Origin of the sequence: Herbaspirillum robiniae, assembly GCF_002213415.1 — a bacterium.
GTDB lineage: Bacteria > Pseudomonadota > Gammaproteobacteria > Burkholderiales > Burkholderiaceae_D > Herbaspirillum > Herbaspirillum robiniae.
In genome coordinates, this window is record NZ_NJGU01000016.1 from 20,815 (window position 1) to 33,201 (window position 12,387).

General features: G+C 67.2%; 13 protein-coding genes. 9 read left to right on the forward strand and 4 right to left on the reverse strand.

All coding sequences use genetic code 11. The annotated features are described in order from the left end of the window. Window positions 1–75: 75 nt before the first annotated feature. The 7 genes from CEJ42_RS22470 to CEJ42_RS22500 all read left to right on the forward strand — a co-directional run bounded on the left by CEJ42_RS22470 (window position 76) and on the right by CEJ42_RS22500 (window position 7,003). Complete coding sequence (locus tag CEJ42_RS22470; RefSeq protein ID WP_079217353.1) at window positions 76–759, forward strand: RraA family protein; 684 nt, start codon at window positions 76–78, stop codon at window positions 757–759. A 103-nt stretch (window positions 760–862) separates the two neighbouring features. Beyond that, window positions 863–2,017: an aminotransferase class I/II-fold pyridoxal phosphate-dependent enzyme gene (locus CEJ42_RS22475; protein ID WP_088752616.1), complete on the forward strand. Its 1,155-nt coding sequence runs from the start codon at window positions 863–865 to the stop codon at window positions 2,015–2,017. Between the two features lie 134 nt (window positions 2,018–2,151). Continuing rightward, on the forward strand, window positions 2,152–2,967 hold the full coding sequence (locus tag CEJ42_RS22480; protein ID WP_079217351.1) for an ABC transporter substrate-binding protein: 816 nt from the start codon (window positions 2,152–2,154) through the stop codon (window positions 2,965–2,967). 127 nt (window positions 2,968–3,094) lie between these two features. Continuing rightward, entirely contained in the window at window positions 3,095–3,787 is a 693-nt protein-coding gene (locus tag CEJ42_RS22485) for an amino acid ABC transporter permease (protein ID WP_079217350.1), read from the forward strand. 10 nt (window positions 3,788–3,797) lie between these two features. After that, a complete protein-coding gene (locus tag CEJ42_RS22490) occupies window positions 3,798–4,544 on the forward strand; it encodes an amino acid ABC transporter permease (RefSeq protein ID WP_088752617.1) in 747 nt (248 codons plus the stop codon). A gap of 58 nt (window positions 4,545–4,602) precedes the next feature. Further along, complete coding sequence (locus CEJ42_RS22495) at window positions 4,603–5,331, forward strand: amino acid ABC transporter ATP-binding protein (RefSeq protein ID WP_079219244.1); 729 nt, start codon at window positions 4,603–4,605, stop codon at window positions 5,329–5,331. Between the two features lie 37 nt (window positions 5,332–5,368). Next, window positions 5,369–7,003, forward strand: coding sequence for a methyl-accepting chemotaxis protein (locus tag CEJ42_RS22500; RefSeq protein ID WP_088752618.1), 1,635 nt, complete (start codon window positions 5,369–5,371; stop codon window positions 7,001–7,003). 55 nt (window positions 7,004–7,058) lie between these two features. On the opposite strand, the gene CEJ42_RS22505 is transcribed toward CEJ42_RS22500, so the two are convergent. Continuing rightward, a complete protein-coding gene (locus CEJ42_RS22505; RefSeq protein WP_088752655.1) occupies window positions 7,059–7,562 on the reverse strand; it encodes a winged helix-turn-helix transcriptional regulator in 504 nt (167 codons plus the stop codon). 149 nt (window positions 7,563–7,711) lie between these two features. On the opposite strand from CEJ42_RS22505, the gene CEJ42_RS22510 reads away from it, so the two are divergent. Further along, window positions 7,712–8,962, forward strand: coding sequence for an MFS transporter (locus CEJ42_RS22510; protein WP_088752619.1), 1,251 nt, complete (start codon window positions 7,712–7,714; stop codon window positions 8,960–8,962). Between the two features lie 81 nt (window positions 8,963–9,043). Here the strand turns inward: CEJ42_RS22510 and CEJ42_RS22515 are convergent, their stop codons facing one another. Further along, window positions 9,044–9,547 (reverse strand): hypothetical protein, encoded by a 504-nt coding sequence (locus CEJ42_RS22515; RefSeq protein WP_088752620.1) that lies wholly within the window; start codon window positions 9,545–9,547, stop codon window positions 9,044–9,046. A gap of 88 nt (window positions 9,548–9,635) precedes the next feature. Continuing rightward, complete coding sequence (locus tag CEJ42_RS22520) at window positions 9,636–10,841, reverse strand: threonine ammonia-lyase (RefSeq protein WP_079217346.1); 1,206 nt, start codon at window positions 10,839–10,841, stop codon at window positions 9,636–9,638. Between the two features lie 415 nt (window positions 10,842–11,256). Here CEJ42_RS22520 and CEJ42_RS22525 point away from each other — a divergent pair, with 415 nt between their 5' ends. After that, window positions 11,257–11,613, forward strand: a complete 357-nt coding sequence (locus CEJ42_RS22525) for a hypothetical protein (RefSeq protein ID WP_079217345.1) — start codon at window positions 11,257–11,259, stop codon at window positions 11,611–11,613. Window positions 11,614–11,680: 67 nt separating this feature from the next. Here the strand turns inward: CEJ42_RS22525 and CEJ42_RS22530 are convergent, their stop codons facing one another. Continuing rightward, window positions 11,681–12,310, reverse strand: coding sequence for an SRPBCC family protein (locus CEJ42_RS22530; RefSeq protein WP_088752621.1), 630 nt, complete (start codon window positions 12,308–12,310; stop codon window positions 11,681–11,683). Between the last annotated feature and the right edge of the window lie 77 nt (window positions 12,311–12,387).

Genomic DNA, 12,387 nt, shown 5'->3' on the forward strand with positions numbered 1-12,387 from the left:
ATATCGCTTTTTTTAACATTTCATCACTCCTATGATGCGGCCATACCCAATAACAAACGCATCGAGGAGATCAACATGGCGACCAATGCCACTGTTCCCGTTTCGCCTTTCCAGATCCATCCCGTCACCGCACCCGCACCGGCCGCCACCATCGCCGCGCTGCAGGACATCGTGGTCTCGCACCTCTCGGACAACCTGCAGCGCCTGTGCGGGCTGGGCGGCCTGCGCCGCATCCACGGCAGCAAGAAGCTGGTCGGCACCGCCGTCACCGTCAAGACCCGTCCCGGCGACAACCTGCTGATCTACAAGGCGCTGATGATGATGCAGCCTGGCCACGTGCTGGTGGTCGACGGCGGCGGCGAGGGCAGCAACGCGCTGGTCGGCGAACTGATCATGCTGTACGCGCAGCAGCGCGGCTGCGCCGGCTTCGTGCTGGACGCCGCGGTGCGCGACACCGCCGCCTTCGCCGAGGCCGACTTCCCTTGCTACGCGCGTTCGGTGTCGCATCGCGGCCCCTACAAGAACGGTCCGGGCCACATCAACGTGCCGGTCACCATCGGCGGCCAGGTGGTCAATCCCGGCGACATCGTGGTGGGCGACGAGGACGGCCTGGTGTCGTTCCCGCAGGCGCAGGCCGAGGCGCTCATCGCCGCGGCGCGCAAGACCCAGGCCTACGAAGACGCCATCAAGGCCGAGATCGCCAACGGCCGCGTCGAGCAGGAATGGCTCACGCGCGTGCTGTCGCCGTTCGGCCTGTAATCAGCGCAGCGCCCGCAGCGCCGTCTCCCTTTTCATCTTTCCGGAGTTTGCATTGGATTCCCGACTCGCCCACCGGCTTGACAGCGTCAAGCCATCGCCCAGCATGGCCGCCAAGGCTCGCGTCGACGCCCTGCGCGCCGAAGGCCGCAACATCGTCGACTTCACCATCGGCGAGCCCGACTTCGCCACGCCGCCGCACATCGTGGCCGCCGGCGTGGCCGCGCTCAACGGCGGCCAGACCCGCTACACCGCCGCTACCGGCACGCCGGCGCTGCGCCGCGCCATCGCCGCCAAGCTGGAGCGCGAGAACTCGCTTTCCTACGCCATCGAGCAGATCGTGGTGGGCATCGGCGCCAAGCACATCATTTACAATGCCTTCGCTGCAACGCTGAACGAAGGAGACGAAGTCATCATTCCGACGCCGTTCTGGGTGTCGTATCCGGACATGGTGGCCATCAACGGCGGCAAGCCCGTGATCGTCGGCTGCGACGAGAGCTCGGGCTTCAAGCTGACCGCCGCCGCGCTCGAAAAGAGCATCACGCCGCGCACCCGCTGGCTGGTGCTCAACACTCCCAACAATCCCAGCGGCGCCGTCTATTCGGCCGGTGAACTGAAGGCCCTGTGCGAGGTGCTGATGCGCCATCCGCACGTGTGGGTGATGACCGACGAGATCTACGAACACTTCGTCTACGGCGGCGCCAGGCATGTGTCGCCGCTGCAGGTGGAGCCCGCGCTGGCCCAGCGCACGCTGGTCATCAACGGCGTCTCCAAGGCCTATGCCATGACCGGCTGGCGCATCGGCTACGGCGCCGGTCCGCTGCCGCTGATGAAGGCCATCGCGCTGCTGATCACGCAGAGCACCACCTGTGCCTCCGGCGCCAGCCAGGCGGCCGCGGTGGAGGCGCTGTCCGGTGCGCAGCAATGCGTGGCCGAAGGCGCGGCGCTGTTCGCCCAGCGCGGCGAGCGCATCGTCGCGCTGGTCAACGCCATCGACGGCATCCGCTGCCTGGCGCCGGACGGCGCCTTCTACATCTTCCCGAGCGTGCAGGGCCTGCTGGGCCGCACCACGCCGCAGGGCAAGACGCTGGACAACGACGTCGACGTGATGATGTACCTGCTGGAGCAGGCCGGCGTGGCCACCATCGACGGCACTTCCTACGGGCAGCCCGGTTACCTGCGCATTTCCTTCGCCACGTCGATGGAGCAGATCGAACAGGGTTGCGCGCGCATCGCCGAGGCGGTGGCGGCGCTGAAGTAAGGCCGGCCGGCAGCAGGCGGCATGCAGCAGGACATGCCGGCCCGGGAGGCCGGCAACGATAGATCGGCCACGCAAAAAAGGCCGCAATCAAACCGGGGGCGCCAGCCGGCGTCCCCTCTTTCAGGAGAGGGATCATGATGCAATTCAAGAAAACCATTCTGGCAGCCGCGCTGCTGGCCGCCAGCTTCTCGGCCGCGGCCGACCAGCTGGCCGACATCAAGCAGAAGGGCACCCTGGTGTGCGGCACCCTAGGCACCGCCGAGCCGTTCAGCTTCCCCAACCAGCAGACCCGCGAGATCCAGGGCTACGACGTCGACTTCTGCAAGGCCATCGCCAAGAACCTGGGCGTGAAGCTGGAGCTGAAGATGATCTCGGTGGCCGCCCGCATTCCCGAGCTGCAGCAGAACCGCGTCGACATCGTGATCGCCAACCTCGGCTGGACCGCCGAGCGCGCCGAGCAGATCGCCTACTCCGACGCCTACTACGCCAGCCCGCAGAAGGTCGCCGTGAAGCGCTCCTCCGGCTACAAGTCGCCGGCCGACCTGGGTGGCAAGCGCGTCTCCGCGACCAAGGGCTCGACCTCGGAACTGGCCGTGCGCAAGGCCATCCCGACCGCCTCCGTGACCACCTTCCAGGATCCGCCGGCCGGCTTCCTGGCCATGCAGCAGGGCAAGGTCGAAGGCTTCGCCGTGTCCGAGCTGATGCTCTCCAAGTTCCAGGCCCAGGTCGAGAGCAGCTCGCCGATCGACATCCTCAACCCGCCGCTGATCAACGAGCTGTGGGGCGTGGGCATGCGCAAGGAAGAGGGCGGCCTGATCAAGCAGGTCAACGCCACGCTGGAAGGCATGGAAAAGTCGGGCGAAGCGCAGCAGATCTTCGACAAGTGGTTCGGCGCATCCACCCAGTACAAGCTCAAGCGCGATTTCAAGATCGAGCCGATCAAGGGTTAAGTCCCCGGCATCGTGATATCGAGGCAGGCGCAGCGCGCCTGCCCAGCCGCATCACCTGACCGCGCAAGGCGGTCGCGACGGCGCCGGGCCCGGGGAGGACCGGCGCCGTGCATTGCAGGAGACCTCCATGAAACTGGATTTTTCGGTGCTGCTGCGCGAGGACTACCCGCGCATGATCATCGAGGGCGTGATCACCATGCTCAAGCTGACCGCCTACTCGTGGCTGCTGGCCATGGCGGTGGGCATCGTGCTGGCGGTGATCCGCATGAGCAACAACCGCGTGGCCACCGGCTTCGTCGCCGGCTATGTCGAGTACCACCAGAACGTGCCCATGCTGGTGCAGATCTTCCTCTGGTACTTCGGCGTGCCGACCCTGCTGCCGGACTCGGTGCAGCTGTGGTTCAACATGCATCGCAGCGATTTCCTGTTCGCCACCATCGCGGTGGGCCTGGCCATGGGCGCCTACATGTCCGAGGGCCTGCGCGGCGGCATCCGCTCGATCCCGCGCTCGCAGATGGAGGCGGCGCGCGCGTTGGGGCTGTCCTACCTCAAGGCCTCGCGCCTGGTGATCCTGCCGCAGGCGCTGCGCCTGGCGCTGCCCACGCTGGTGAGCTACAGCGTGCTGCTGTTCAAGAACACCAGCCTGGCGATGGTGATCGGCGTGGCCGAGCTGACCTACGCCACGCGTGAAATCGAAAGCCAGTCCTTCCACACCGTGGAAATCTACCTCGTGTCCACCATGATCTATCTCGGCATCTCGCTCTTGATCATGGCCGCCGGCGCGGCGCTGGAAAACCGCTACCGCATCAAGACGCGCTGAAGGGGCCGCCATGAACGACATCTACGACATCATCCGCGACAACTGGGTGCTGCTGCTGGTCGGGCAGTATCCGCACGGCCCGCTGGGCGGGCTGGCGATCACGCTGATCCTCTCCGTGCTGGGCCTCATTCTCGCGTTTCCGGTCAGCGTGCTGCTGGCGCTGGGGCGCGTCTCGCCCTTGCGCGTGCTGCGCGTGCCGGCCACCGTCATCGTCTACCTCGCCCGCGGCGTGCCGCTGGTGATGTTCATCTTCTGGGTCTACTTCTTCGTGCCGCTGCTGATCGGGCGCACGGTGTCGGGCTTCACTACCATGCTGATCACGCTGGTGATCTACGAGGCGGCCTACCTGGCCGAGGTGATCCGCGCCGGCATCGAGGGCCTGCCGCGCGGCCAGGTGGAAGCTTCGCGCGCGCTCGGCATGAGCTACCTGCAGACCATGTTCAAGGTGGTGCTGCCGCAGGCGCTGTACAACATGCTGCCGGCGATGATCAGCCAGTTCGTCTCCAACATCAAGGAGACCTCGCTGGGCTACGTGATCAGCGTCAACGAGCTGACCTTCGCCGCCAACCAGATCAACAGCATGCTGCTGACCAAGCCGTTCCCGGTCTTCGTGATGCTGGCGCTGATCTATTTCGTGCTGTGCTTCATGCTCACGCGCATGGCGCGCGTCGTGGAGAAACGCATCGCCGCCAAGCGCGCGGCCAACCCCGTGAACCCGGCGCCGCAGGCTCAGGCCGCGCCCGCGGTCGCGGCCTGAACCAAAACGAGGAGCAACGCATATGGCGAGCAACAACCAGACCGCAGGCAATCCGGCCATGATTTCCTTCGACGGCGTCAACAAGTGGTACGGCGCCTACCACGCGCTGGCCGAGGTCAGCGCCGAAGTGGCCAAGGGCGAAGTGGTGGTGATCTGCGGCCCGTCCGGCTCGGGCAAGTCGACCCTGATCCGCACCGTCAACCGCCTGGAAGAGATCCAGAAAGGCCGCATCGTCTTCGACGGCCAGGACATCCACGCGCCCAAGCTGGACCTGAACCATTTCCGCAGCCGCGTCGGTTTCGTGTTCCAGAGCTTCAACCTGTTCCCGCACCTGTCGGTGGCGGAGAACATCATGATGGCGCCGATCAACGTGCTCAGGAAAAAACGCAGCGACGCCCGCGTGCGCGCGCTGGAGCTGCTCGAGCGGGTCGGCCTGGCGTCCAAGGCCGAGGCCTTTCCCGGCCAACTCTCCGGCGGCCAGCAGCAGCGCGTGGCGATCGCCCGCGCGCTGGCCATGGATCCGCCGGCCATGCTGTTCGACGAGCCGACTTCGGCGCTCGACCCCGAGATGGTGGGCGAGGTGCTGCAGGTGATGAAGGAGCTGGCGCGCGAGGGCATGACCATGATGTGCGTGACCCACGAGATGAACTTCGCCCGCGAGGTGGCCGACCGCGTCTGGTTCATGGACCACGGCAAGCTGGTCGAGACCGGCACGCCCGAGCAGTTCTTCAGCCATCCGCAAAGCGAGCGGGCGCGCAAATTCCTGGCCGAACTGCGCAATCACTGACGCCGCCGCAAGCGCCGGCAAGCACAAGGGGAAAAGCATGAAATGGAATGACGTGCGCGTATCGGTGCGCCTGTCGGCCTGCATCACGGGCCTGCTGGTGGCCATGCTGTCGGTGGCTGCGGCCACCCAGTACACCACGCTGCGCTCGATGGAAGCGGCGCAGGATTCGGTGCGCGATTACGACCAGCGCATCATCACTGCCGTGCGCTGGCTGGGCGCGGCCGAGCTGACCAGCGAGCGCATGGTGGGCGCGCTCAACACCTCCGACGGCGACCTCGCCATGCGTTACGAGCAGGAGGTGCAGGCCGGCCGCGAGCAGATGGCCAAATTGGAGAAGGAGATCGCCGCGCATGAACTGAGCGACGGCGACCGCGCCTCGCTGGCCGCCATCGAGGCGGCGCGCAACAAGCTCGCCGGCATCTCCAGGGCCGCCACCGAGCTGTCTTACAAGGGGGATATCGGCGGCGTGCAGACCATGATAGACGGCGAGCTCAAGCCCGCTATCGCGGCCTATCTCGGCGCGCTCAAGAAGTTCGTCAGCCTGGAAGAACAACAGCGCGACCAGGTGGTGGCCGACGTCGCCGCCCAGAACCGGCGGCTGACCAGCGCCGGCCTGATCGGCGCGGCGCTGCTGCTGGCCTTCGGCATTGCCACCGCGCGCCTGATCGCGCGTTCCATCACGCGCCCGCTGGCGCGCGCGGTGGAGCAGGCCGAGAAGATCGCGCACGGCAACCTGCTGCGCAGCCCCGATGAAGGACAGGTCGCCCGTCGCGATGAATTCGGCCAGTTGCAGCAGGCGCTGGAACGCATGTCCGAGGGACTGCGCACGCTGGTGTCGCAGGTGCGCGGCGGCGTGGGTTCGGTGTCCACCGCCACCTCCGAGATCGCCAGCGGCAACCAGGAGCTGGCGCAACGCACCGAGCAGACCGTGGGCAACCTGCAGGTCACCGCGGCCAGCATGGAAGAGTTCGCCGGCACCATCGCGCAATCGGCCGACACCGCGCGCCAGGCCAGCCGGCTGGCGGTGCAGGCCGCGCAGTCGGCCAGCCGCGGCGGCCAGGTGATGGGCGAGGTGGTGCAGCGCATGGAGCAGATCTCGGACTCCTCGCGCAAGATCGGCGAGATCACCGGCGTGATCGACGGCATCGCTTTCCAGACCAATATCCTGGCGCTCAATGCCGCGGTGGAAGCGGCGCGCGCCGGCGAGCAGGGCAGGGGCTTCGCGGTGGTGGCCACCGAGGTGCGCACGCTGGCCCAGCGCAGCGCCACGGCCGCGCGCGAGATCAAGGAGCTGATCGCCGCCTCGGTGCAGACGGTCGACGCCGGCGGCCAGCTGGTGCAGCAGGCCGGCTCGGCCATGCAGGAGATCGTCGGCGACGTGCATCGCGTGAGCGACCTGATCGGCGAGATCACCGCCGCCGCGGCCGAACAGAACAGCGGCATCAGCCAGGTCAACGCGGCCTTGTCCGACCTCGACGCCATGACGCAGCAGAACGCCGCGCTGGTGGAGCAGGCCTCGGCCGCCGCCGAGTCGCTGCGCGACCAGGCCGCCGGGCTGGCGCAACTGGTCAGCGTGTTCGAGATCGAAGAGCGCCATCCGCGCGCATCGGCGCCGGCGCGCGCGCAACAGTCCTCTCTGGAAGCGCCGCTCGTGCAAGCGATCGGTGTCTGACGGGTTTCGGGTTTGATCGCCCGGAACGTTTCGGGGCCGGTTCGCCGGCCCTTTTTTATTGCCCGCTTTTTTTGGGGCGACCGGGCGCGCGTTTGGCGGGCGCCTTCTTCACTTCCACCTGGCTTGCCGTGAGCGGCTTGCCGTCGCCGCCCATCGGTTGCATGCGCGGCAAGGTCTTGCCGGTCTTGCTCTCCACCAGCTTCGAGTGCGCCTCGCCGGGAGCGAACAGGTGCTGCTCGCCCCACTGGCGCAGGCCGATCACCACCGGCAGCAGCGCTTCGCCCTTTTTCGTGAGCACGTATTCGAGGTAGGCGCTGCCGTCGGAGGCGGGCACGCTGTCGAGGATGCCGGCGTCGGTCAATTTCTTCAGGCGGTCGGCCAGGATGTTGCGCGCCACGCCGAGGTTGTCGCGGAACTCGCCGAAGCGGCGCAGGCCGTCGAAGGCATCGCGCACGATCAGCAGCGCCCAGCGGTCGCCGACGATGTCCAGCGAACGTCCCACCGGGCATTGTTGGGCATAACCGGGGTGGTCGGCGGCGGGTTTCTTGCTGGTCGGCATGGCGGTCTGGAAAGTTGCGTTCAGTTGCATAGTATCAAACCGCGCGCCAAAACCCTTGCGGCAGTCGGGTTGCATTTTGAAACCATATCGACTTACACTGCAACTGGTTTTGAATTGCAACCTGATGAGTTCCCCAAGAAAGGAAAGCCATGCCATCCGCCGCGCCAGCCCCGACCGCCCCGACCGCCATTTCCACCGATCCCTGCCGTGCGCCGGCGCTGGAGCGCGCCATGGTGCTGCTGTTCGCGGTGGCCGCCGGCATCAGCGTGGCCAACGTCTACTACGCCCAGCCGCTGCTGGATGCGCTGGCGGCCGATTTCGGCATCGCCACCGCATCGGCCGGCGTGGTGGTCACGGCGACCCAGGCGGGTTCCACACTGGCGTTGCTGCTGCTGGTGCCGTTGGGCGACCTGCTGCCGCGCCGGGCGCTGATGCTGTGGCAGGCGGCGGCGCTGGCCCTGTTCCTGCTGGCCCTGGCGGCCAGCGCATCGGTGTGGACGCTGTTGGCGGGGATGCTGGCGGCCGGCCTGCTCGGCACGGCCATGACGCAGGGACTGATCGCCTACGCCGCGGCGTTGTCGGCGCCGTCGCAGCGCGGCAGCGTGCTGGGCACGGTGCAGTCGGGCGTGGTGATCGGGCTGTTGCTGGCGCGCGTGGTGTCGGGCGCCCTGGCCGACCTGGGCGGCTGGCGCCTGGTCTATCTTTGCTCGGCGGCGCTGATCGCGCTGCTGGGCGTGGTCCTGGCGCGCACCTTGCCGCCGTCGCCCGCGCCGGCGGCGGTCGGCGGCTACCTGCGGCTGCTGGCTTCGATGGCTGCGCTGCTGCGCCATGACCGCGCCTTGCAGGTGCGCGGTGTGCTGGCGCTGCTGATGTTCGCCGTCCTCAATGTGTTCTGGAGCGCACTGGTGCTGCCGCTCTCGGCGCCGCCGCATTCCATGTCCCACGGCGCCATCGGCGCGTTCGGTCTGGTCGGCGCGATCGGGGTGCTGGGCGGATCGCGCGCCGGCCGCTGGGCCGACCGCGGCCTGGCCCAGCGCGCGAGCGGCGCGGCCCTGCTGCTGCTGGTGCTGTCGTGGCTGCCGCTTGCCTTCACCGGGGCCAGCCTGTGGGCATTGATAGGGGGCATCCTGGTGCTGGACATTGGCGCGCAGATGATCCACGTCACCAACCAAAGCCTGATCCTGCGCGCCCATGCACAGGCGCACAGCCGCCTGATCGGCTGCTACATGATGTTCTACGCAGTGGGCAGCGGCGGCGGTGCGCTGGCGGGCACGCACGTGTATGCCAGCGCCGGCTGGGCGGGAGTGTGCTGGCTGGGGGCGGCGATCAGCCTGGCGGCGCTGCTGTGGTGGGCGTTGACGCTGAAATGGATGCCCTCTGCATCGCCAACGGCGGCGTAAAGAAAGCCGGCCACCTCGCGGCGCCGGCCTGGTTGTCCATCGTGGCCCGCCGTGCATCGAACGCGATGCACGCGCGCATGTTCAGCCCGGCCTGCGATAGCCGCTGGCCACCCAACGTTGCGCGCTGTCGGCGTTCAGTTGGTAGTTGGGCGCCACTTGCACTTTGGCCAGCATGTCGCCCATCTCGTCCCATGCGGTCAGGTCGGCATAGGGGAAGTCATCGTCCGGAACGATGTCCAGCGTGACCTTGATGCGGCCTTCGGCGGTGTCGATGGTGACATGCTTGTGCAATTGCGCATGCAGTTGCTGTTCGCTGCGACGGATGAATTCCGACGCGGTCTTGACCAGGGTGTTGAAGGCGGATTTGTCCAGGGGCTTGGGATTTTTCTTGTCCCGTCCCATGGTCCAGGGGCCGATCAATGCCGGTTCGCGTTCGCCGTCGCGGCTCATCTCGACCGCCCAGCCATCGTCGTCTTCGTTCTTGATCACGCGCGCTGTCCAGCCTTCGTCGCGCCACAGGCGAGCATCGTGAATGGCGTCGTTGTCCGGGGAAAGGGTGTCGTTGTTGCTGTCGATATCTTGCATCGTGGGTATTTCTATTCTGAATAAAACGGAACTGCCATGGGCGCGGGGCGAGAGGAACGCCCCGGCCTGTTGCGGGAGATGCTGCGGCTTAGTGCAGCTCCTCCGCCTCGAACCCCGCCGCGCGCAGCGCCTGCAGTACCTGCGCCAGGTGCGGGCGGCCGCGCGTCTGCAGCACCAGCTCGATGTCCACGTTCTGCGCCGCCAGCAGCGTGAAGGCGCGCTGGTGGTGGACTTCGTCGATGTTGGCGCCGGCTTCGGCGACGATGCCGGTGATCTTCGCCAGCGTGCCCGGCACGTCGCGCGAGCTGACCTTCACGCGCGCCAGGCGGCCGGCGCGCACCATGCCGCGCTCGATGATGGCCGTCAGCAGCAGCGGATCGATGTTGCCGCCGGAGAGCACCAGGCCCACGCGCTTGCCGCGGAAGCGGTCCGGGTAGCGCACCAGCGCGGCCAGGCCGGCGGCGCCGGCGCCTTCGACCAGGGTCTTTTCGATTTCCAGCAGCATCAGCACGGCCTGCTCGATGTCGCCTTCGTCCACCAGCAGCAGATCGTTGGCTTCGCGCGCGATGATGGCGCGCGTCAGCGTGCCCGGCGTGCCCACCGCGATGCCTTCGGCGATGGTGCTGGAGCCGACCGGATGTTCGGTGCCCTTGACGGCGTTGACCATGGTCGGGAAGCGCTTGGTCTGCACGCCCACGATCTCGATCTCCGGCTTGATGGCGCGCGCGGCCACGGCCATGCCGGCCAGCAGGCCGCCGCCGCCGATGGCCACCACCAGGGTGTCGAGCTCGGGCACGGCCTTGAGCATTTCCAGCGCCACGGTGCCCTGGCCGGCGATGATGGCTTCGTCGTCATAGGGGTGGACGAAGGTCAGGCCTTGCTGTTCGGCCAGCTCGTAGGCGTGGGCGCGCGCCGCTTCCAGGGTGTCGCCGTGCAGCACGACGTTGGCGCCGAAACCGCGCGTGCGCTCGATCTTCACGCCCGGCGTGAAGCGCGGCATGACGATGGTGGCCGGCAGCCCCAGGCGCTGCGCGTGGTAGGCCACGCCCTGGGCGTGGTTGCCGGCGGACATGGCGATCACGCCGCGGCTGCCGTTCTCGCTGGCGGCGACGTCGGCCATCTTGTTGCAGGCGCCGCGCTCCTTGAAGGAGGCGGTGAATTGCAGGTTCTCGAACTTGAGGAATACCTGGGCGCCGACGATCTGCGACAGCGTGCGCGACTCGACGCAAGGCGTCTCCAGGATCTGGCCTTGCAGCCGGCGGGCGGCTGCTTCGATGTCATTGAGTGTAGTCATGCTGGGATTGTAGAGGCATTGCCCGGTTTTGTAGCGTATCGATCAGGGCGACTTGCAGGATGACGCAAAATCGACGCCGCGACGACGCTCCTTTGCATCCATCGAAAAACCCGGCGGCATTTTTTTACCGGCTATCGACGGCTGGCGCCGGATAGTGCTGCGCCCGCAGCAAGGCGGGAGTGACAAATCGACAATTAGCGCCTGTCCATACGCAGGCCGGCGGCGATAGAAAAATTCTTTGGCGCGAACCATTGAAGTCCGGCGGAGCTGGGACTACAGTGAATTCTCCGTCGCACCGCAGCCTGAAATTTCCCGCCGAAGTGGAAAGCGACACCGGGCCGTCCGGCCTCTCCCCAGCAACACCATCAACCGGTAATTCAATCCAGCTTCTGCCGTTCTCACCAAGGAGACACTAATGAGCATCGCAACCCGGCATCCGGATGTCAGGCCATCCCCGCCACCGTTGTTCCCGCCGCCGGCTACCCCGCGCATCGCGCCGCGCTACGAGCAGCGCGCCTCGCCGTTGCTGCTGTCGCTGGTCGAGCTCGATCCGCGCGAAGTCATCGAAGGCGTCATGACCGAGAAAGGTTTCCTCGCCGCCGACGTGGTGCCGGTGGGCCCCATGCGCGAAGCATGCCCGCATTGTCCCGGCGTGGCCCTGCAGCTGGTGCTGCGCCATCGCCACGTCAAGCGTTCGCACCTGTTCTGCCGCGTCTGCACCCGTTGCTATGACGCGCTCAACGACCACGGCCATTCGGTGCTGACGGCCTGAGCGCCCGCCCGATCCATTTCCTGTTGCACCTGTCGCCGGGGCGCCTTCCATTGGTTGGCGCCCCGCATCATTTTCCGTCCTGCAATGATGGCGCCTGAACGCCTGCCGCCGCGGGCGCGGCCCTTTCCATTTCCCTGACCACCGCTTCCAGCATGGCCGCGAGGTCGCGCCGCATCAAGGCGCCGCCGAACAGGCCCGGCACGTAGAAATCGGGCGAGAGCAAGCTGGTGTAGCGCAGCAGCACGCCGGGTCCGGCGGCGTCGTCCTGCGGCGCCAGCTCCCAGCGGGCGTGGTACTTGCGCATGTTGCCGCTTTGCAGCGTCATGTCGATGGCCGAGACCGGCTGTTCCCGCACCCGCAGCACCAGGTCTATCGGTTGCCGGATGAACAAGAACTGCGCGTAACCGTGCTGTTCCACCAGATGCTCGTTGGCGGCGGCGTCGGGAAAGGGCAGCGCGCGCGACGAGCTCAGCCGCGGCACGAACTCGGCCAGCCGGTCGTAGCCGGTCAGCACCTTCCAGGCGCCGGCCATGTCGGTGCGGGCGAAGGCCTCGGCGCGCACGTCGAACTCGGTGCGGCCGTCGACCCGGCTGGTGGCCACGCTCACCCGCGGCGGCGCCTGCGCGGCAGTATCGGCGGCTGCCGCGGCCAGGGCGCACGGCAGCAAGAAAGCGAACAGGACCGGCCGTATCTTCATGCGATGAACGAGGGTGGGGATGGCGCAGCATACCGCAGCGATGCGCCGGTATTGTCGGCGCGACCTGCATATTGCGT